We start from the raw sequence: 21,848 nt of genomic DNA, 5'->3' as shown, positions 1-21,848 counted from the left end.
ATAGAAAAACTGCAGGGCGTTTTCCCTTCTTAAAAGAAGCGACGTTCCCTGCAGTTTTTTGTTTTGGTTCGTTTTTAGTCTTTGCTCTCAGTGGCAGCTAATTCTTGGCCAAGCTTGATAATATAAGCTTTTAAATCATCCTTGATTTGCGGGTGCTTGAGAGCGTAGTCAATCGAGGTTTTCATAAAACCAAACTTATCACCGACATCATAGCGCTTGCCAGTGAACTGCCGAGCAAACACGCGCTGGGTCTTGTTGAGCGTGTCAATGGCATCGGTTAGCTGGATTTCATTGCCAGCACCAGGTGCTTGCTTTTCTAGAATTCCAAAGATTTCTGGGGTTAGGAGGTAGCGGCCGATAATCGCCAGGTCACTGGGTGCCTCTTCTGGTGTTGGTTTTTCGACAAAAGTATCCACGCTATAGAGGCCATTGACCGTCTCACCCTGCGGGGCAATCACCCCATAAGACGAGACGTCTTGGTGCGGCACTTGCATAACGGCGATCGTCGAGGCGTGAGTGGTTTCGTAGTCATCCATGAGTTGCTTTGTTAGGGGAATAGCGGAGCTGTCCGTTATATCCATCAGGTCATCACCAAGCATGACGATGAAAGGCTCGTTGCCAACAAAAGCTTTCGCTTGCAAAACAGCGTCACCCAGACCACGGGGGTGGCTTTGCCGGATAAAGTGCAAGTTAATCGCTGTCGTCTCATCGACCAGTTTGAGCAATTCTGTCTTGCCTTTGACTTCAAGGTTGTATTCTAATTCAAAGTTGGAATCAAAGTGGTCTTCAATGGACCGTTTGGCCTTACCAGTAACGACAAGGATTTCTTCAATGCCTGATTTTAAGGCTTCTTCAACGATAAATTGGATGGTTGGTTTATCAACAATTGGTAACATTTCCTTAGCTAAGGCTTTGGTCGCTGGTAAAAAACGGGTACCAAGCCCAGCAGCGGGGATAATCGCTTTTCTAACTTTTTTCATGGTATCTCCTTTTTGCAGGATGCTTAGTGCCATTCGTTTTCCGAACGGAATTCATTGGACATCATACCTAAGATGCTTTCTTTGATGCCGGCACCCTCATAGATGGATTTGTAAATGGCAGTGGTGATGGGCATGTAGACGCCTAATTCTTGGGCAATTTCGTAGGCTACCTTGGTTGTGGAGATGCCTTCAATGACCATGCCCATGTTGCGTTCAATGTCTTCTAGTTTTTCGCCCCGTCCTAGGGCGTCCCCTGCGCGCCAGTTGCGGGAATGCACAGAGGTTCCTGTGACAATAAGGTCGCCCACACCAGAAAGTCCGCTGTAGGTCAAGGGATCGGCCCCTAATTTTACCCCAAGGCGGGTAATCTCAGCCAGACCGCGCGTGATGACGGCTGCTTTAGTATTGTCGCCATAACCTAGACCGTGTAAGGCACCTGCTCCTACTGCTATGATATTTTTCAGAGCGCCAGCCGTTTCAACACCGATGACGTCGGGGTTGGTATAAAGGCGAAAATAGTGGTTGCTAAAGAGCGACTGGGCGTACTTGGCAGCTGCTAGATCCTTGGAGGCGGCGGTGATTAGGGTAATATCGCGGACAATAGTTTCTTCGGCGTGGCTAGGGCCTGAGACGACCACGACTTCGCTACGCAGCTGAGTGGGTACCTCTTCGCTAATCACGGTGGAGAGGCGTTCGTGGGTGCCAGGCTCAAGTCCCTTGGACGCATGCATCATGATGACTTTGTGGTCTAGGGTCTTGGCCACTTGCTGGGCAACGAGGCGGGTGACTTTGGTTGGGACGACAAAGAGCACCGCATCGGTATCAGCTAAGGCCTCTTTTAGGTCGGTCGTCGCGTGGATGCCTTCGTCTAAGACAATATCCTTGAAATAATGGGTATTGGTGTGGTGGGTCTTAATTTCGTCGATTTGGGCAGCGTGGTTCCCCCAAAGGCACACTTGGTGGCCGTTGTCATTGAGCACTTGGGCAAGTGCGGTGCCCCAAGATCCAGGTCCTAAGACGGCTACTTTTTGTTTTGTCATATCTTTCTCCTTGATGCTTGATGCGCTAATCACTTCATTATAACATAAATCACGCACCTCCTCTATTAGAAAACGTCCCTGATACCACGCCTAGGGTGAGATGGCGCTGCTTTTTACAAAGAAACAAGCAGAATGATTGACAATAGTTCCTAGGCGAACTAAAATAGGGGCTATTCTAATCGAAGGAGGCACCAGATGACGCGAATTATTGGTCAATTGCGTGATATTGCCCATCAGCTTGAGCGAGTGTGTGAACAGATTGCAAAGGAACATGGGATTGAGCAGTTGGCGGGTCCACAGGGCCATGTCTTAGTCTTTTTAGAGCAACAAGCTCATCAAGAAGTATTTGTAAAAGACATTGAGAAGCGTTTACAGATCTCAAAATCAGTTTCAAGCAGTCTGGTCAAGCGCATGGCCCGCAATGGCTTTATTGAAGTGCTTCCTGCTCAGACGGATAAACGCTATAAACAAGTTGTTTTAACAGAGAAAGGCAGGGCCTGCTTACCTCAGTTGCAGGCCTGTCGCAAGGCCATTGAAGATTGCTTTTTTCAAAAAATTAGCAAAGAAGACTTTGCCACCGTTGAGAAAGTTATTAATCAACTCAAGCAAAACGTGTTAGAAGGAGAGAAAAACAAAGATGCTTAAAGAAACGTTACTGCGCTATAAGTGGTATGCTTTAGGATCATTTCTGATGGTTATTGCGGTCGTGGCAAGCACCTTGTTACAACCGCATTATTTACAAGATGTCCTAACGGCAGTATTAAAAAATGACCAGCAAACCATTAAGGACTTTGGTTCTATGCTAGTTATCATTGCCCTTGTCGGATTAATCGCAGGGGCAGTTAATACAGTCTTAGCAGCAAAGATTGCCCAAGGGGTTTCAGCGGATATTCGAGAAGCCACTTTCCGCAAGATTCAGAGCTTTTCTTATGCCAATATTGAGGATTTTAATGCGGGAAATCTAGTGGTGCGGATGACCAATGACATTACTCAGATTCAAAATCTGATGATGATGGTTTTTCAAGTCTTGCTACGAGTGCCGATTTTATTTGTTGGAGCCTTTATCATGGCCATTCAGACACTACCAAAACTATGGTGGGTGATTATCTTAATGGTTTTATTGATTGCTCTGATCATGGGATTGGTCATGAGTCAGATGGGACCGCGTTTTGGTCAATTTCAAAGTTTGATGGATCGGATTAACCAGATTGCTAAGGAAAACTTACGCGGGGTTCGCGTGGTTAAATCCTTTGTACAGGAGCGCCAGCAATATGAAAAATTTAAAGAAACATCTAATCAGCTGCTGGATTTGAATCTCTTTATTGGTTATGGCTTTTCCATCATGCAACCGGCCCTAAGCTTGGTTTCTTATCTAGCCATTTACATCTCCATTTTGTTGGTTTCTGGAATGGTTAAAACAGAACCGACAGTGGTTGGTAGTATTGCTTCTTTTATGACCTATATGATGCAAATCATGTTTTCCATCATTATGGTCGGCTTTATGGGGATGCAAGCTAGCCGGGCCTTTATTTCCATCGGCCGTATCAAAGAAATTTTAAACACCCAACCGGCAATGACCTTTACGAGCACTGACCTTGAAGATTTAAATGGGGATTTAGTTTTTGACCACGTCAGTTTCACCTATCCAAACGAAGAGAAGCCTATGCTTAAAGATATTTCCTTTCAGATTGCTGCCGGGCAGATGGTCGGTGTAGTTGGGGCGACTGGTGCTGGCAAATCAACGCTTGCGCAGCTGATTCCGCGTTTGTTTGACCCGCAAGAAGGGCAGATTACCATCGGTGGCAAGGATTTAAAGAGTCTAAGTCAAGCCACCTTGCGCCAAACAGTGGCCATTGTCCTTCAAAAGGCCATCCTCTTTTCGGGAACGATTGCCGATAATTTACGGCAAGGCAATGCTCACGCTGATCACTACACTATGCGTGCCGCAGCCAGGATTGCCCAGGCCAGCGAATTTATTGATCGCATGGAGCAAGGCTATGATAGTCATGTTGAGGAGCGCGGCAATAACTTTTCTGGAGGACAAAAACAACGCATGTCCATTGCGCGCGGTGTGATCGGACAGCCCAAAATCCTTGTTTTAGACGACTCCACATCAGCTTTAGATGCCAAATCAGAAAAGCTGGTACAAGAAGCACTCAATAAGGATCTAAAGGGCACAACAACTATTATTATTGCTCAAAAAATTTCCTCGGTGGTTAAAGCGGACAAGATTTTGGTGCTTGATGACGGGCAGTTGATTGCCCAAGGGACCCACAGTGACTTAGTGGCTAACAATGCTGTTTATCGGGAAATCTATGAAACGCAAAAAGGCAAGGAGGAAGAGGATTAATGAAAACTGCACGCTTTTTTTGGTTTTATTTTAAACGCTACAAAGGGTCGTTTGCTGTGATTATCTTGGCGATTATTGCGGCAACCTATTTACAGGTCAAAGCACCAGTTTTTCTTGGCCAGTCTTTGACAGAATTGGGGAAAATCGGCCAAGCCTATTATGGGGCTAAGATGGCTGGTAAACCTGATTTTGAGCCAGACCAGACCGCTTTTATGACCGTCATGTGGAAGCTTTTACTGACCTATATCTTTACCGCGCTAGCTAATTTGATTTATAGTCTCTTGTTCACGCGAATGGTCTCGCATTCGACTAACCGGATGCGTAAAGGCCTCTTTGGCAAGCTTGAGCGGCTAACGGTGGCTTTCTTTGACAAACATCACGATGGAGATATCCTATCACGTTTTACCAGCGATTTGGACAATATTCAAAACACCCTCAATCAGTCGCTTGTTCAGGTGGCCACCAATGTGGCGCTTTATATTGGCTTAGTCTGGATGATGCTAAAACAAGATAGTCGCTTAGCACTTTTAACGATGGCGACAACGCCTCTTGCCTTGCTTTTTTTAGTCTTTATTGTACGAATGGCACGTAAATACACGACTATTCAGCAAACAGAAGTCTCAGCCTTAAATGCCTACATGGATGAAAAAATTTCGGGTCAAAAAGCGATTATCGTTCAAGGTTTGCAAGAAGAAACCATTGGAGAATTTATCAGCCATAATGAAAAGGTAAGGCAAGCAACCTTTAAAGGCCGCCTCTTTTCAGGTTTGTTATTTCCGGTCATGAATGGGATGAGTCTTTTAAATACAGCCTTGGTGATTTTTATTGGCTCTGGCATTGTTTTAAATGATAAATCCATCTCAATGGCAGCTGGTCTTGGCTTAGTAGTTATGTTTGTCCAATACTCGCAGCAATATTATCAACCCATTATGCAGATTGCCTCTTCTTGGGGCGAATTACAGCTGGCCTTTACCGGTGCTGGCCGGATTCAGGAAATGTTTGATGAGCAAGAAGAAATCCGCCCGCAAACTGCGCCAAAATTTCAGGAATTAAAAGAAGGCGTGGCTATCAACCATGTGGATTTTGGTTACCGACCAGATCAAAAGGTACTAAAGGACGTGTCCATCGAGGCCCCAAAAGGCAAGATGGTCGCAGTGGTTGGGCCTACAGGCTCTGGGAAAACAACTATTATGAACCTACTCAATCGTTTCTACGATGTAGATAGTGGTTCGATTACCTTTGATGGAATCGACATTCGCGACTATGATCTTGATAGTTTACGGAAAAACGTGGGAATTGTTTTGCAAGAGTCAGTCCTCTTTTCAGGGACCATTGCTGATAATATTCGCTTTGGTGATGATACAGTCAGTCAAGAAATGGTTGAGACCGCTGCTTACGCCACTCATATTCATGAGTTTATTATGAGCCTACCTGAGGGGTACCAAACGCAGGTATCAGATGACGACAATGTCTTTTCAACTGGCCAAAAACAATTGATTTCCATTGCGCGTACCCTCTTGACAGATCCACAGGTCCTCATCTTAGACGAAGCGACATCTAATGTTGATACCGTGACAGAAAGTAAGATTCAAAAAGCCATGGAAGCAATCGTTGCCGGCCGCACCAGCTTTGTCATTGCCCACCGTTTAAAAACGATCTTAAATGCTGATGAAATCATCGTTTTAAAAGATGGTCAAGTCATCGAGCGTGGTAACCACCACCAGTTATTGAAGGAAAAGGGCTTTTACTCAGAGCTCTATCACAATCAATTTGTCTTTGAATAGGCCCTGCTGCACAGCCGTAAGAGATTTAGACCCAGCACGCCTCGTTAACAGCAAGTTATTTTCTAAAAGGCCCTTTTTTCTACTGGGCTGAGCCCTAAGGCTAGCTCTAAAGCCTGGGGGCTTTTTTGCTGCACAGCAAAGCTGTTGGCTTTTAGTCGTTTACTCTTTGCCAAATGCTAAGAATCAGGTATACTAGTAGCGACAGCTCGTTTTGCCGTTTGAGCCTTGCGTAAAAAGGCGCAGCTGCTAGTGTAGTGGAAGGATTTGATATAATGATTGATATGACAGAGTTGCTGACCAAGCAGGCTGCAGACCAAAAAGTGAACTACGATCGACTATTGCAAAAGATGATTGCTGTGTGGGAAAAAGCAGACCGCAGGCCCAGCATTTTGATGCATGTGTGCTGCGCCCCTTGTTCGACCTATGCTTTAGAGTACCTCTGTCAATATGCTGATATTACCGTCTATTTTGCCAATTCAAATATCCACCCTAAAGCTGAGTATCAACGCCGAGCTTATGAAACACAGGCCTTTGTTTCAGCCTTTAATGCTAAGACAGGCCATGAGGTTTCCTTTATCGAAGAAGCCTACCAACCTAATGAATATAAACAAAAGGTACGTGGGTTAGAAAAAGAACCTGAAGGAGGCGATCGCTGCCGGGTTTGCTTTGACTACCGACTGGATAAAACAGCCCAAAAAGCTTTGGATCTTGCTTTTGATTACTTTGCCAGTGCGCTGACCATTAGCCCTCATAAGAATGCTCAGGTGATTAATACGGTCGGACTGGAAGTTCAAAAATTGTATGATACGCATTATCTGCCCAGCGATTTCAAAAAAAATAACGGCTACCGCCGATCAGTCGAAATGTGTGACGAATATGATATTTACCGACAATGCTATTGCGGATGTGTCTATGCGGCCAAAGCCCAAGGGATTGATCTGGTCCAGATAAAAAAAGAAGCAGAACAAGCCATGCAAGGTAAAGACGGCCAAAAGGACTATCCCCACATCCGTTTTTCCTATAATGGTCAAACACTTTCTTAGGTGACAAATAAGGTTATGCGCACAGTAAGCACAGGGCTTGCTCTGATGGCTAGTAAAGAAGTAGAGGACAGTGATGAAAAAGATTGTTTACATAACGATAGGTTGTGTGAGTTTTGCTTTAGGGCTTTTAGGCATTCCCTTGCCCATTCTACCCACGACGCCATTTTTGCTTTTGGCGGGCTTTTTTTTGCTTTTCGCGCAGTTCAGACCGTTTTAATCACTGGCTTAGACAAACCAAGGTTTATCGTTACTATGTCGGTGACTACCTGGAGACTCGGGTTATTGCGCGTGACCGCAAGAAGAAAATCCTTGTTCAGGTTTGGCTGTTAATGGGGATTTCCATTATTTTTGTACCTCTTGTCTTTTTGAAGGTAGGCTTTTTTGTGATGACTAGCTGCATGTCCTGGATCTTGTGGCGGTTTGTCCCGGAAACGCTCACAGAAAAAGACAAGTAGTCCGCTTGGCACTTGGTTCTCAGCGTTCGCTGTTTGCTGGCCTGGGTTGGGGTGAGACGAAGAGCTTGAGTTTACGTGCTTTAGGCTTAAAGCCTTGCCTGAACCTGGCCTGGAACAGCTCCAGAAATTTTTAGGTGCTTGGTAAGCAAAGCGCAGCGGCTAATTTCAAGGCCGATGCTAAACCAATCGTGAGTTGAGATGCTGATTTGTCATCAGGATTTTGACTCTTTTTTTGCTAATGGCTACTATTTTGCTATTCTTTTTCGAATACATTATAATAGAGGGGCTATCTTTATAGAAAAGGAACAAAAATACAATGAAGCAGCGCGGTTTTGAACTTATCAGAGATTATGCCAATCAGGCTCAGCTATTACCCCAAAGAGCAACGGCTCATGCCGCTGGTTATGACCTAAAGGTTGCTCAGGCCACAAGGATTGAGCCCGGTGAGATAAAGCTAGTGCCGACCGGCGTCAAGGCTTATATGCAGGCTAATGAAGTGCTCTACCTTTATGATCGCTCTTCTAATCCCCGCAAAAAAGGCCTCATCTTGATTAATTCTGTTGGCGTGATTGATGGAGACTACTATAATAACGCTGCTAATGAGGGGCATATTTTTGCTCAGATGCAAAATATCACAGACCAGCCGGTCCATTTAGCGGTGGGTGATCGCATTGTACAGGCCGTCTTTGCACCTTATTTGCTAGCAGATGGGGATGAGGCCGTTGGGCTTCGCACAGGAGGTTTTGGCAGCACTGGTAAGTAAGACCGCTCTTTTGATTGGCAAGACCTATGTCTGATCCGCTGTTTGGAGCAGTTTATAGAAAAAAAGGAAAGCAAATTGGCGAAAAAGAAAGCAACTTATGTTTGTCAGGAATGTGGTTACCGTTCCCCTAAATATTTGGGGCGTTGCCCCAATTGTTCCGCTTGGTCTTCTTTTGTAGAAGAGGTCGAGGTTAAGGAAGTCAAAAATGCCCGAGTTAGCCTAAGTGGGGAAAAAAGCAAGCCCGTTAAGCTCAAGGATGTCGAAAATATCCATTATGCCAGGACCAAGACCGACATGGAGGAATTTAACCGGGTCTTAGGTGGCGGTGTGGTACCAGGCAGCTTAGTCTTGATTGGAGGCGATCCAGGTATTGGCAAGTCAACCTTGCTGCTGCAAGTGTCCACTCAGCTAGCAGATAAGGGGACCGTTCTGTATGTTTCAGGCGAAGAATCAGCAGAGCAGATCAAACTACGGAGCGACCGTTTGGGCAATCGCGACAATGCTTTTTACCTCTATGCAGAAACCAATATGCAAGAGATTCGAGCAGAGATAGCCACGATCCAACCTGATTTTTTAATCGTTGACTCTATCCAAACCATGATGAGTCCAGAACTAACCGGTGTGCAAGGCTCAGTCAGTCAAGTCCGAGAAGTGACTGCAGAGTTAATGCAGCTGGCAAAAACAAACCAGATAGCGACCTTCATTGTAGGGCATGTCACCAAGGAAGGGACCCTTGCTGGACCGCGGATGTTAGAGCATATGGTGGATACTGTGCTTTATTTTGAGGGCGAGCGCCATCATACTTTTCGTATCTTGCGGGCTGTCAAGAACCGTTTTGGTTCGACCAATGAAATTGGAATTTTTGAGATGCAATCAGGCGGCCTGGTTGAAGTGCTCAATCCCAGTCAGGTTTTTTTGGAGGAGCGCTTGGCTGATGCGACAGGCTCAGCCGTTGTGGTCACGCTAGAAGGCAGTCGGCCTATTCTTGCAGAGGTGCAAGCCCTGGTCACCCCGACCGTATTTGGTAATGCGCGGCGCACAACCACTGGCTTAGACTTCAACCGAGTTAGTCTGATTATGGCGGTACTTGAAAAACGCTGTGGTCTCTTGCTACAAAATCAAGACGCTTATTTGAAGGCGGCTGGTGGAGTTAAGCTAGATGAGCCAGCCATTGATCTAGCAGTAGCGGTAGCGATTGCCTCTAGCTATAAGGACCGTCCTACCGACCCGCAGACTGCCTTTTTGGGCGAGATTGGCTTGACTGGGGAGTTGCGGCGGGTGACGCGGATTGAGCAGCGGATCAAAGAGGCTGCTAAACTTGGTTTTACACAGATTTATGTGCCAAAAACTGCCCTGCATGGTCTTGATTTGCCTACTGGGATTCAGGTGCATGGCGCAGCCACCGTGGGCCAAGTCCTAAAGGCTATCTTCAAGTAAAAAAGCACCAAAACCTAGTTGCCAGAGTTAGCTGCTTACGCATCAGTCAGCCCTGTAAGCACGGTGGTTTGGGAGCGACCTCTTTCTTTTGCTTTATCTGGGTTGTTAGTTTGCGGATTAGCAGAGAATCAAGCAAGACACTACCTATTAGGTGGGTGGTCGTGTTATGATAAAAGAAAATCAGTAGAGAAGGTGAAGGAAAAGAGATTGTCTTATTTTGAACATTTTTTAGCAGCCAATCAAGCCTATGTGGAGCTACATGGTACGGCGCTGCTCCCTGCTAAGCCAAAGATGCGTGTGGCTATTGTCACCTGTATGGATTCGCGTTTGCATGTGGCGCAAGCCCTGGGCTTGGCCTTAGGCGATGCCCATATCCTGCGCAATGCCGGTGGTCGGGTGACAGATGATATGATTCGCTCCCTAGTGATCTCGCAGCAGCAAATGGGCACACGTGAGATTGTGGTTTTGCACCACACGGATTGTGGGGCTCAGACCTTTACCAATGCTAGCTTTACAGAGCAGATTCAGCATCAGCTGGGCCTTGATGTATCAGGTTGTGATTTTCTGCCCTTTACCGATGTCATCCAAAGTGTCAAAGATGACATGGCTATTCTAAAAGGCTCACCCTTGATTCCAGCTGATGTGGTCATTAATGGCGCGGTTTATGACGTGACGACGGGCCAGATGACCGCGGTCGACTAGCGCTTAGCCGTTTGCCTGATAGAAGCCTGCGCCCTAAGCCTTGACAAGCTCATCAGCGCGTGTTATCATTATTGTATTAATTCTTTGATACAAAATCGCTGCGCAAGCAGTCAGCTGGGAGGTAGGCAAGATGAGAAAGTTTACAATTAAACAAAAGCTTTGGTCTGTTGCGGGCCAATTTGACATAAATGATGAGACAGGCCAGCTGGCCTATCACGTTCAGGGCGCCCTCTTTAAATTCCCAAAAGAATTTACAATAACGGATCAAGAAGGGCGCTTTGTTAGCCGTATCAAGCACCGCTTTAACTGGTTTTTGCCTATTTTTACAGTCACCCTGGCCGATGGTCAAGTCATTCGGATTCGCAAAAAATTCACCTGGATAGGAGCCAACTATACGATTTCCGATTTTGGTTTAGAGGTAGAGGGTGATTTTTGGAACATGAACTTTAGCTTGCTTGATGAAGGGCGTGAGGCAGCTAGGATTCATCAACGTTGGCTGCACCTGCCATCAACCTATGATTTGGAACTCTATGATGACGCCTTGGCGGATCTTGCTATCTCATTGGTCGTTGCTATTGATTATGTGAAAGCCATCGAGGCAAGCAGCGCTTCGACCGGCTAAAAAGCTTTGCTATTTTCCCTCAAAAACTCAGCTTTTTTCTGGGCTGCGCTGCTAGGATCGGTGTGTAGGGCAGAGCCTGGCTGCTTGCTTTTGGACTAGGTAACGTTTTTGAAACAAATAATGGACACAGCCGTAAGTGGGATTGAGCAAATCCCACTGTTTTTTAGTATGGTTTAGGATCATTTTGAGCAAGCTTGTTAGGAAGGGTGTACCCCGGTAATGGGCGAGTTTATCTGAGTAGGAAACTTGAAAACGCTTTAAACCAAGTGATTTACGTGAAACTACCCCGCTAAAGCCCATCAAGGGTTAGCTAGACCAGTGCCCAAGGCATTTTGCGTGGATTTTTTTGCGCCTAGCTCGCTAAGGTATGCTATAATAAAATAGATTACTATCTTATTCAGCAGATAGCGAAATGGTTGATTTTACCAGCTTACCCGAGAAAATCAACGATTACCAAGTAATGAAACAGGAGAAATGTCATGACTCAACCCATTCGTGTGCGTTATGCACCAAGTCCAACAGGCTTGCTACACATTGGCAATGCGCGTACTGCTCTTTTTAATTATCTTTATGCTCGTCATCATGGTGGCGATTTTATCATCCGGATTGAAGACACAGACCGCAAGCGCCATGTGGAAGATGGCGAACGCTCGCAGCTGGAAAATCTGCGCTGGCTAGGGATTGATTGGGATGAAAGTCCAGAAACGCATGCTCGTTACCGTCAATCAGAACGCCTTGATCTATATCAAAAATACATCGACCAATTATTGGCCGAGGGCAAGGCCTACAAGTCCTACGTTACAGAGGAAGAATTAGCAGCCGAACGTGAGCGCCAGGAGGTAGCCGGTGAAACGCCACGCTATATCAATGAATTTCTTGGCATGTCACAAGAGCAAAAAGCTGCTTATATCGCTGAGCGTGAAGCAGCAGGGATTATTCCAACAGTGCGTCTTGCGGTTAATGAAACAGCTATTTACAAATGGACTGATCTGGTCAAAGGTGAGATTGAATTTGAAGGTGGCAACATCGGTGGCGACTGGGTTATTCAAAAAAAAGACGGTTATCCCACTTATAACTTTGCCGTAGTGATTGATGACCATGATATGCAGATTTCACACGTGATTCGTGGTGATGACCATATTGCCAATACCCCAAAACAGCTGATGGTTTATGAGGCCCTTGGCTGGCCAGCGCCAGAATTTGGCCATATGACGCTGATTATCAATTCAGAAACGGGTAAGAAATTATCCAAACGTGATACCAACACCTTACAGTTTATCGAAGACTATCGCAAAAAGGGCTACCTGCCAGAAGCAGTGTTTAACTTTATTGCTTTACTTGGTTGGAATCCAGGTGGTGAAGACGAAATCTTTAGCCGTGACCAATTGATTCAGCTCTTTGATGAAAATCGCCTTAGCAAATCACCAGCAGCCTTTGACCAAAAGAAAATGGATTGGATGAGCAATGAGTACCTAAAACATGCGGATTTTGCAACAGTTTATGCACTGTGTAAGCCCTTTTTAGAAAAAGCAGGGCGCCTAACAAAGAAAGCTGAAAAGTTGGTTGAGCTCTACCAGCCCCAGTTAACATCAGCTGACGAGATTATTCCATTAACCGATCTCTTCTTTACTGATTTTCCCGAATTGACAGCTGCCGAAAAAGAAATCATGGCTGGTGAGACAGTGCCAATTGTCCTCAAAGCCTTCAAAGAAAAGCTAGAGGCGATGTCGGACCACGATTTTCAACCTGAAAATATCTTCCCACAAATCAAAGCTGTGCAAAAAGAAACAGGCATAAAAGGGAAAAATCTCTTTATGCCAATTCGAATCGCTGTTTCTGGAGAAATGCACGGACCAGACTTGCCTAATACCATCTATTTATTAGGCCGTGAGAAATCCATCGCGCATTTAGCGAACATGCTATAAGAAAAAACCTGCTATGTTCATTTAGCAGGATCAGATTGGAGAAAAAGTCCACTTTGGACAATTTTCTTCAATCTTTTTTTCTGTGAAGTTCATTAATAACTCTCAGAAACATTGCCAGATTAACGTTTCTAAGAGTTTAATAATGTAACAGCCACCCACTTAGGCTAAGTCAAATGATGCCATTCTATAGGAGTTTGTCGACGGTTTGAAACCTGCTATGTTCATTTAGCCGGTTTTTTAAACTGATGGGTGCAAATGCTCGCCATTTTTTGTTAGCTCTAAACGACCTTGACTAAGAAGAAGGAGAAGGGTAAGAAATATACAGCTCACCAAACTGACCAAGGGCTCTTTCTGCTGAAGTTACCATAAAGCTCGCTGGTTTTTGATGTCATATATGCTAAGACCAATGTGCGAGTGCCTTCTTCCTTAGCCGTGAGCCCTTTATTTTCTAATGTGTTAACATGGCTGACTTTCCAGCAGTGGTACTCCGTTATCATGGCTACTAAGGGTTATCCCGTCAATGTTTGGTCATTCTTGTCGTGTGATGCTGTCTGCGAGTGTAGGTATTGCCTTTTGAGCTTGTTTGAAGTTGTGTTTGGTTAACCACCATATTATTCATTTTGGTGCTGAGCTGCTGTAAATAGTCAGAAAAAAAGATAAAAATGAGATAAAAATAATAAAATAACAAGCACTGTATTAGAGCAAAGTCGGATTTCATGTTATAATGGTGGGACCCAGACTAGCAAGCCAGTGGTCTTATGCTCAGCGTTTTCTTATCTTAAGCCTTTTAACCTTTATCACTAATGAAAATATTTTGAGCTGATTATAATCAAAGACTCTGATACTATTAAAGTTGAATAAGAAAGAGATGAGATAATAGGGTGGTAAGAGTGTTGTTTTATCTTTTTGGAGTATGACAGGGCTTTGCTGCTTTGGGGTAGCTTAATCGTTAAGGAAAAAGAAAGTGATGGTTATCTAGCCATATGTTCTATTTGATTGTTTCAATTATGATTTACTATACCACAGAGATCGCCATTTTTTCTTCGCTTTCAGGGGTCTCTTTTCCCATTTGGAAAAAAGGCTTTATTTTAGCCTTAGCCTTTTTTATGAACCAAAACAGGCTTTTGTCACCTTTGCTGCTTGATCCTTTGATTTTTCTAGTGGTATTAGCAATGGCAAAGCAGCCTTTATGGCGTTTGAAAAGCTTTTTTCTGGCTTTCTTTCCGGCATTTTTTAGTGATTTGACATCGCGGTTTATGATTGCGGTGGTTATTCCTTATTTTTGCTCAGACTGCATGAAGATGATTGAAAGTGGGCTCATGACAATGATAGCTTATGCTTTAGTCTATCCAAGTTTTTTATTGACCAACTATTTTATTGGGAAAGACTACCAAACGATTGTCCAGTCTGAAAATGGTCAGAAGTCACAGCAATTTTACATGGTGTATCTGATTTGTATCCTTGTTTATTATATTGATATTCTGGTGGTACTGGGCTTTGCGGATCCGTTTATGCGGTTTTCACATCTGATGGTTGTGTTTCCATCTTATAAAATGCTCTTTTTGATTTTTATGTTGCTTTTTGCTTTGCTCTTTTCCTATTTTAACCGAGCGGCGCGCCACATTTTAGAAGAAAAATTATTGACCGAACAGGTTACTTATATTGGTAATTTAGAAAGCTATGGCGTTGAACTGGAAAAACTCTATAAAGATATTGAAAATTTTAAAAAATCCTACCTCAGTCGCTTAGATCAACTGGGTGCAACCATTGCTTGTGGATCAATTGAGGAGATTCAAGCCCTCTATTATGATTCGGTAGGCAATGCAGCTGAATATTGGGATAATAAGCATTATAATCTAGCCAAGCTCAGTAACGTTCACCTGTCATCTATCAAAAGTATCTTGTCTGCCAAGATCATCGAAGCTGAAAAAGCTGGCATCTCTGTGCATTTGGAAGTGCCTGACATCATTACTCATACGTCCATTGCGCCTTTGGACCTGGTGTTGTTGATTGCGATTTTTTGTGATAATGCCATTGAAGCTGCTGTTTTGAGTGAGGCGCGTGAGCTATCAATTGCTTATTTTAACAATGCTGAGGTGCAAATGCTGGTGGTGGCTAATAGCATCAAAGAAGAACGTGTCAATATTGTGGAGATTTTTAAAGAGGGCTATTCCTCAAAGGGAAAGGTCCGTGGTATTGGCTTAGCCAATGTCCAAGCCATTTTGAAGAAGTATCCCAGACTTTCCTTAAGCACCAAGAGTGCTTGCTATGAATTTCGCCAAACACTAGTCATTGGACCAGAAGTGGAAGGAGAGTCCCGTGCATTCCATTAGTCAACTATTATTTTATCTCATTCTTTTTGGGGATACCTGGTACTTTTTTGCTAAAAGTTCAGGGATTAATTGGCGCTTTCGGCGCATTGCTGTGACTGGACTGGTATTTGTCCTGATCAATGTGCTCTTTAATGGCAATTTACTAATCAATCAGGGATTTTTTATCATGCTTGGATTAGTGAACCTGCCCCAAAAAAGCCTATCAGAAACCCTTTTTTATGGTTTGTTTGCTAATATTTTTGTTGAGATTATCTTTCGAACGCTTGTTTTTTTGTTTTTGCCAATTCTTAAGGGCTCCCCACTTTTGGCACACGTTTCGCAGCTGCAGCTCGTGCTCCTTTCTTACAGCTTTGTCTTGCCCAGCTATGCTATCTTCAAATACCTCTTTAGTATTGATATTTCACTGATTCGCTTTATTAGTGAGAAGCGTTTGACAAGTAGAGTTAATGTAATGAACCTGGTCATGGTTGCTTATTTTTTCCTGATGGAGTGGTGGAGTGCAGGCGATAAAACGCCCTCGGTTTTCTATCTAGAGAGTCGTCCTTACATTTTTTTGGTCTACCTGGCCCTGATTGTTGCTTTTATTTTTCGGTTGGATCGCTTTGCTAAGGACGAATTAGAGAAAAAATTAGCTAGCGCTCAGGCAGAACGCATCACCAATCTGGAAAAATACAATGCTTACATTGAAAGTCTGTACCGGAATATTCGCACGATTAAGCATGATTCAGAGAATATTTTGATTAGCCTGAAAGAAAGTATTGATAGTGGGGATTTGACCTTGATAAATCAAGTCTACCAGCAGGTGATTAAGGAGGCAAGAGAATCTCTCTTACACACAACATTTGAATTTACCGATTTGGAAAATGTCCAGGAATCGGTCATCAGAAGCCTTTTGAATGCTAAATGCCATGAGGCCCAAAGCCAGGGAATTGAGCTTTATGTGGACATTCCAGCTTCCATTGAAGGCAATACCATAAAATTAATGGACTTAGTGGTTTTGTTGGGCATTGTCTTGGACACTGCGATTGAGACGACCAAGGGCAGTCAGCGCCCCTTTATTTCCCTTGCTTACTTTAGTCAAGATGCCAAGCAGTTTTTCATCGTTGAAAATAGCATTAGAAGTAAGCAAATTCAGATGGCTCACTTTTTTGAGAATAAAAAACAGCAAGAAGGCAGTCAAAAAGAGCATCATTTTTCGCGCTTTTTTGACATTATTGATGCTTACCCTGCGGCCATCTTTTCGACAAAAAGCCAGCATTATCGCTTACGTCAAATCTTAGAAATGAGGTAATAGATGAATATATTTGTTCTAGAAGATGACTTTGCGCAACAAACGCGCATTGAAACCGTGATTGAAGATATAATTGCTGAGCAGCGCATCCAGTATTATCAGTTAAATATCTTCTCTAGCTCAAAAAAACTCTATGACAGTATCCAAGAAAAAGGGGCGCATCAGCTGTTCTTTTTAGATATTGAAATCAAGCACGAAGCCAAAAAAGGTTTAGAGCTAGCAGCTGAGATCAGAAAGAAAGATCCCTATGCGGTTATTGTATTTGTCACCACGCATTCAGAGTTTGCACCTATTTCCTTTCGCTATAAGGTCTCTGCTTTAGATTTTATTGATAAGGCTGTGGATCAAGACCAGTTTAAAGAACAGATCGAAGAATGCATCAAATACACCCAAGGCTTGATGTCAAATCATATCACTGAAGATATGTTTCAGTTTGAAACGCCTCAAACACGGATTAGACTACCCTACAAGGATATTTTATACTTTGCAACCTCAACCACACCGCATAAGGTCTGCTTATGGACAAAGACGGAACGGCTAGAACTCTATGGCAAATTGTCTGACATTAGGAATGCCTTTCCCCGTTTGTTTATGTGCCACCGCTCTTATCTGGTTAATCTTGAAAATATTGTGCGCATTGATAAAACCAAGCAGCTGGCCTATTTTGCAAATGGTGACTTTTGTATGGTTTCCCGTTTGAAAATGAAAGCTTTGGTCGAAACGTGGCAGCATTTACCTTAAAAAGAGGCTTTCTACCCACTATTTTTGACATTTTAGGACGAAAACCCGACATTTCAGGAGAAATACGATTATTTAGCTAAAAAGGAGCTATAATAACTACTATAAATAAAGACTAACCAATCTTCAGCTGGCTGAGAGGTATCCCTGATGCAATCAAAATATTGTTTCTCTCTCTCCATAACTAAATGATATTTTTGATGCGACTTTTTAGTCTTTGGCTGTTGATGACATCAGTTGTCTTTGTTTGGATAACACAATGCTGGTTTTATAGTTATAAAGATTTAGCCTGACTTAATCTTAATGTTAAATTTAGCATGGGTGGGCCTCAATTCTAATCGAGTTGAGGCTTTTTGTGAATTTATGGTATAATGATACTAATTTAGTGAGATGGAGTTACATTTTGAAAAAATCCTATCGTGTCAAGCGTGAGAAAGATTTTAAGGTCATATTTGATCACGGGTACAGTACTGCTAATCGCAAATTTGTAATCTATCATTTACAAACCCAGCAGGATCATTTTCGAGTGGGGATTTCCGTCGGTAAAAGACTAGGAAATGCCGTTACCCGAAACCGCATTAAACGAAAAATCAGACACGTTCTATTAGAATTTAAAGACAGGCTCAAATCTGAAGATTTCGTCGTCATTGCGCGAAAAGGCGTTCAAGATTTAGATTATCAAGCTGTCAAAGCGAATTTAGAGCATGTTTTGATACTAGCGCACTTACTTGAGGAAGGTTAAGAAGGTGAAAAAAACATTTAAACTGGCAAGTTTGCTACCCCTGTCTTTACTTCTAGTTGCTTGTAGCAATGGAGAAGTATCTGCCCGTTCGACCAATGGCTGGGATCAGCTGGTCTACTTTTTTGCTCAGGCAATTGAATGGTTGTCCTTTAATCATTCCATTGGTATTGGGATTATTCTCTTTACAATCATTATCCGGATTATTCTAATGCCGCTTTTTAATATTCAAATGAAATCCAGCCAAAAAATGCAGGATTTGCAACCTGAATTAAAAGCCCTCCAAAAAAAATACCCTGGCAAAGACGCAGATAGTCGTATGGCGCTGGCCGAAGAGAGTCAAGCCCTCTATAAAAAATACGGTGTCAATCCTTATACCAGTCTCTTTCCCCTACTCATCCAAATGCCGGTCATGTTTGCCCTTTTCCAAGCCCTAAGTCGAGTTCCTTCCTTAAAAACGGGTACCTTCTTATGGGTCGAATTGTCACACCATGATCACTGGTATATTTTACCTATCTTAGCCGCTGCCTTTACTTTTTTATCAACCTGGCTAACCAATCTGGCAGCCAAAGAAAAGAACACTTCGATGACGATTATGACTTATGTCATGCCGCTAATGATTTTCTTCATGGGTTTTCGCCTAGCCAGTGGGGTTGTCTTGTATTGGGTAGTATCAAATGCCTTCCAAGTCTTGCAAGTCTTATTGCTAAATAACCCCTTTACGATTATCGCAGAGCGTCAGCGATTACTAGAAGAAGAAAAAGCACGCCGAAAGCGTGAACTCAGAGCCCGGAAAAAAGCAGCAAGTAAACGTCATAAATAGGAGTTAAAAAATGGGAATTTATACAGGCAAAACGGTTGAAGCAGCAATTGAAGCAGGCCTAAAAGACCTGCAATTGCCCCGCTTAAAAGCACACATTAAAGTAATTTCAAAAGAAAAAAAAGGTTTTTTAGGTTTTGGCAAACGGCTGGCGCAGGTTCAAGTAGAAGATATTTCAAAAGCCCAGGCAGCACAAACAGCGCAGTCAGAACCGACAGTTACGAAGCCTTCTGAACCAACAGAGTCAAACCAAGCAGCTAGCGCGCCCCAATCCGCCGCATCAGCAACCCTTGTTACGCCCGAACCAGAATTGACAACAGCTGAGGCTAAAGCTCAGATGGGTGAGACACAAAGGCAGCCGGCTCAGTCAGAGAAAGACCTAGCTCAGGCAGATAGCCTTTTAGATCAAGTCTCAGTACAAATGGCTCCTGCCCTTAGCGATGATATTGACCAAGCCACCGCAGAAGTGGCCGACTATGTGACCAAGGTCATCTATGAAATGGACATTGAAGCGAGTATTGACACCAGTCATAACCGCCGCCAAATCAACCTACAAATTGAAACGCCAGATGCCGGCCGAGTCATTGGCTATCATGGCAAGGTCTTAAAATCCTTGCAATTACTGGCTCAGAACTTTTTACATGACCGTTACTCTAAATCATTTTCAGTGGTTTTAAATGTCCATGACTATGTGGAGCATCGAACAGAAACCTTGATTGATTTTACCCAAAAGGTGGCTACGCGCGTCTTGGAAACGGGTAAGGACTATACTATGGATCCGATGAGTAACAGTGAACGAAAGATTGTTCATAAAACCATCTCAGCAATCGAAGGCGTGACTAGCTTTTCAGAAGGCAATGACCCCAATCGTTTTGTTGTTGTAAGTTTGCAAAAATGAGGTTGAGGTTAGCTCTGGATTTAAAAACCGAACTTCAAAAAGCCTTTGCACTCTCTGTCAAAGTGACAGAAAGTGCAAGGGCTTTTTAGGTTGTAGTGTCACCTGCTGGCCTCTTAGCCAGACAAACGCCTGTCTTTACAGACTTACTAAGGCAAGGAGCCAAGAGGAGCATTTTTAGCTAACAGCCCCCTACTGGCTAGCAGGCGATAGTGTTAAAAGAGGCTTAAGATTAATTGCAAGTTTAAGAAGGTCAGGATCAGGGCAACACCATAGGCTAACACAGTATTGATTTTGTGGTTGGCAAATTCGCCCATGAGCTCCTTTTTGGAGGTAAAATAGACCAAAGGAAAGATAGCAAAGGGCAGGGCAATGGATAAAAAGATTTGGGAATAAATCAGTAAGTGATCCAGTACAGGCTCTTGGTCTCCAAATATGAAGGCCACCACCAGGACAGGTAGGAGGGCGACTAAGCGCGTGACTAACCGCAGTAGCCATGCAGGAAGTTTGATGTGCAAAAAGCCTTTCATCACAATTTCGCTGCAAAGGGTCCCTGTAATTGTAGAATTTTGCCCACTAGCCAAAAGCGCCACAGCAAAAAGGGTAGATAAAAGCGGACTAGCAATCGGGCCAGCAATAGCCGGATTGCTAAGTGCCTGATACATTTCAGAAAAGGCGCTAATGTCATTTGCATGACCGTAAAAGAGCGCCGCTCCTAAGATCAATAATAAGGAGTTGACCACAAAGGCAATCGACAATTGGATATTAGAATCCCAGGTCATAAAGCGCACAGCTTCTTTGACATGCTTACGCGAGCTATAATCTATTTTTCGGGTTTGCGACAAAGAAGAATGCAAGAATAAATTGTGAGGCATAACGGTCGCACCGACAATGCCTAAGCCCAGTGTTAAGACAGAATCTTGCCCTGCTTTTGGTGCTTGCCAAAGCGCCGGCTGAATCAGGTAGCCCTTCAAAAGAAGGTTAAGGTCTGGCTGAGCGAGCCAAACCATATAAAGAAAGATGCCCAGGATGCTTAAAATCAGGGTTCCCACGATGGCTTCAATCTTGCGAAAACCAAGCTTCATCAGCAATAATAGTAAGAAGACATCTGTAATGGTTAACACAATGGAAAACAAGATAGACCAGCCAAAGAGCAGGTGAAGCGCAATCCCAGCCCCAATAACCTCCGCTAAATCAGTGGCCATTAAGGCGAGTTCCGTAATGATAAAAAAGAAATAACGCAGTGGTTTAGAACATTTCTCGGCAATCATTTGCGACAAGTCCCGCTGGGTGACAATGCCAAGTTTTCCGGACATTTGTTGTAGTTGCATGGCAATCACCGAAGAAAGCAAGATTGCCACTAAGAGGATGTATTTATAGCTGGCGCCTGCAACGACACTGGTAATCCAGTTGCCTGGATCCATGTAGCCAACTGCTACCAGCATGCCTGGCCCGGTAAAAGCGAGCAGGAGCCGGCCAAAGGAGGCTCCTGACTGAACCGGGATTTTTTGAGGCGTATCAAGCAATTGAGAGTTTTCAGTAGACATATGATTTCTCCGCTAAGTGGTGTTTAATTAAATATTAAGTTTACTTAATAATTCATTATACCACAAAATGAGCTAAGCGGCTTTTTCTGCCTCGCTTTTATAGGAAGTGGCCATTTATCCCTTATCCAAAAGGGTAACCAAAAGCCCAGGAACTGCCAACAAAAGGTGAGATCTCGCTCTCAAGGGTCTAGTCAACAAGGCTCAGTCCCTCTCTTAGAAAAAATGCTGCTAGTAAGCAGGAAGTGGTTTTATATCACTAGTCAGAAAAAATGCTTTTTGGAAGAGGGGATTTATCCCTTGCAGATATGAAATAATTCTTGACAAGGCCTAGGATATAGTATAGACTAATATAGTATGTTTAGTAACTGATCACAATAGCCGGCT

18 protein-coding genes and 1 pseudogene are annotated in these 21,848 nt (G+C 43.7%); 16 read left to right on the top strand and 3 right to left on the bottom strand.

Features of this window, described 5'->3' with window-relative positions; all coding sequences use genetic code 11:
* Positions 1–74: 74 nt before the first annotated feature.
* Both galU and GWD08_RS04400 read right to left on the bottom strand, forming a co-directional pair.
* Positions 75–980 carry a UTP--glucose-1-phosphate uridylyltransferase GalU gene (galU, locus tag GWD08_RS04405; protein WP_159548476.1) on the bottom strand — a complete coding sequence of 302 codons (906 nt, stop codon included), beginning with the start codon at positions 978–980 and terminating at the stop codon, positions 75–77.
* 23 nt (positions 981–1,003) lie between these two features.
* Positions 1,004–2,020, bottom strand: coding sequence for an NAD(P)H-dependent glycerol-3-phosphate dehydrogenase (locus GWD08_RS04400; RefSeq protein ID WP_159564430.1), 1,017 nt, complete (start codon positions 2,018–2,020; stop codon positions 1,004–1,006).
* 195 nt (positions 2,021–2,215) lie between these two features.
* Between GWD08_RS04400 and GWD08_RS04395 the strand changes: the two genes are divergently transcribed.
* The 16 genes and pseudogenes from GWD08_RS04395 to jag all read left to right on the top strand — a co-directional run bounded on the left by GWD08_RS04395 (position 2,216) and on the right by jag (position 19,920).
* The gene (locus GWD08_RS04395) at positions 2,216–2,665 is read left to right on the top strand and encodes a MarR family winged helix-turn-helix transcriptional regulator (protein WP_159564428.1); all 450 of its coding nucleotides are present in this window, start codon (positions 2,216–2,218) and stop codon (positions 2,663–2,665) included.
* Positions 2,658–4,370, top strand: a complete 1,713-nt coding sequence (locus tag GWD08_RS04390; RefSeq protein WP_159564426.1) for an ABC transporter ATP-binding protein — start codon at positions 2,658–2,660, stop codon at positions 4,368–4,370. Before GWD08_RS04395 ends, GWD08_RS04390 begins: the two co-directional genes overlap by 8 nt.
* Positions 4,370–6,154 carry an ABC transporter ATP-binding protein gene (locus GWD08_RS04385; protein ID WP_159564424.1) on the top strand — a complete coding sequence of 595 codons (1,785 nt, stop codon included), beginning with the start codon at positions 4,370–4,372 and terminating at the stop codon, positions 6,152–6,154. Before GWD08_RS04390 ends, GWD08_RS04385 begins: the two co-directional genes overlap by 1 nt.
* Before the next feature lie 272 nt (positions 6,155–6,426).
* Positions 6,427–7,197 (top strand): epoxyqueuosine reductase QueH, encoded by a 771-nt coding sequence (locus GWD08_RS04380; RefSeq protein WP_159543312.1) that lies wholly within the window; start codon positions 6,427–6,429, stop codon positions 7,195–7,197.
* Positions 7,198–7,270: 73 nt separating this feature from the next.
* A pseudogene (locus GWD08_RS04375) lies at positions 7,271–7,652 on the top strand (YbaN family protein).
* Between the two features lie 316 nt (positions 7,653–7,968).
* Entirely contained in the window at positions 7,969–8,415 is a 447-nt protein-coding gene (locus tag GWD08_RS04370; RefSeq protein WP_159543308.1) for a dUTP diphosphatase, read from the top strand.
* Positions 8,416–8,490: 75 nt separating this feature from the next.
* Positions 8,491–9,852: a DNA repair protein RadA gene (gene radA, locus GWD08_RS04365; protein WP_159564422.1), complete on the top strand. Its 1,362-nt coding sequence runs from the start codon at positions 8,491–8,493 to the stop codon at positions 9,850–9,852.
* 207 nt (positions 9,853–10,059) lie between these two features.
* Positions 10,060–10,554: a beta-class carbonic anhydrase gene (locus tag GWD08_RS04360; RefSeq protein ID WP_159548491.1), complete on the top strand. Its 495-nt coding sequence runs from the start codon at positions 10,060–10,062 to the stop codon at positions 10,552–10,554.
* Between the two features lie 130 nt (positions 10,555–10,684).
* Positions 10,685–11,176, top strand: coding sequence for an LURP-one-related/scramblase family protein (locus tag GWD08_RS04355; RefSeq protein ID WP_159564420.1), 492 nt, complete (start codon positions 10,685–10,687; stop codon positions 11,174–11,176).
* Between the two features lie 479 nt (positions 11,177–11,655).
* The gene (gene gltX / locus GWD08_RS04350; protein ID WP_159564418.1) at positions 11,656–13,101 is read left to right on the top strand and encodes a glutamate--tRNA ligase; all 1,446 of its coding nucleotides are present in this window, start codon (positions 11,656–11,658) and stop codon (positions 13,099–13,101) included.
* Positions 13,102–14,084: 983 nt separating this feature from the next.
* On the top strand, positions 14,085–15,434 hold the full coding sequence (locus GWD08_RS04345; RefSeq protein WP_159564416.1) for a GHKL domain-containing protein: 1,350 nt from the start codon (positions 14,085–14,087) through the stop codon (positions 15,432–15,434).
* Positions 15,421–16,725 carry a GHKL domain-containing protein gene (locus GWD08_RS04340; RefSeq protein ID WP_159564414.1) on the top strand — a complete coding sequence of 435 codons (1,305 nt, stop codon included), beginning with the start codon at positions 15,421–15,423 and terminating at the stop codon, positions 16,723–16,725. The genes GWD08_RS04345 and GWD08_RS04340 overlap by 14 nt, the downstream gene beginning before the upstream one ends.
* A 3-nt stretch (positions 16,726–16,728) precedes the next feature.
* Positions 16,729–17,466, top strand: coding sequence for a response regulator transcription factor (locus GWD08_RS04335; RefSeq protein WP_159548506.1), 738 nt, complete (start codon positions 16,729–16,731; stop codon positions 17,464–17,466).
* A 400-nt stretch (positions 17,467–17,866) separates the two neighbouring features.
* Positions 17,867–18,205 (top strand): ribonuclease P protein component, encoded by a 339-nt coding sequence (rnpA, locus tag GWD08_RS04330; protein ID WP_159543500.1) that lies wholly within the window; start codon positions 17,867–17,869, stop codon positions 18,203–18,205.
* A complete protein-coding gene (locus tag GWD08_RS04325; RefSeq protein WP_159564412.1) occupies positions 18,192–19,025 on the top strand; it encodes a YidC/Oxa1 family membrane protein insertase in 834 nt (277 codons plus the stop codon). The genes rnpA and GWD08_RS04325 overlap by 14 nt, the downstream gene beginning before the upstream one ends.
* A 10-nt stretch (positions 19,026–19,035) precedes the next feature.
* Positions 19,036–19,920, top strand: coding sequence for an RNA-binding cell elongation regulator Jag/EloR (gene jag / locus GWD08_RS04320; RefSeq protein ID WP_159564410.1), 885 nt, complete (start codon positions 19,036–19,038; stop codon positions 19,918–19,920).
* Between the two features lie 212 nt (positions 19,921–20,132).
* On the opposite strand, the gene GWD08_RS04315 is transcribed toward jag, so the two are convergent.
* Positions 20,133–21,464, bottom strand: a complete 1,332-nt coding sequence (locus tag GWD08_RS04315) for an Nramp family divalent metal transporter (RefSeq protein WP_159543288.1) — start codon at positions 21,462–21,464, stop codon at positions 20,133–20,135.
* Positions 21,465–21,848: the final 384 nt, after the last annotated feature.

Source organism: Streptococcus halichoeri (genome assembly GCF_009870755.1).
GTDB classification, from domain to species: Bacteria; Bacillota; Bacilli; order Lactobacillales; family Streptococcaceae; genus Streptococcus; species Streptococcus halichoeri.
Note: the sequence above shows the minus strand (reverse complement) of the source record. Positions and strands in the feature narration are given on the sequence as shown.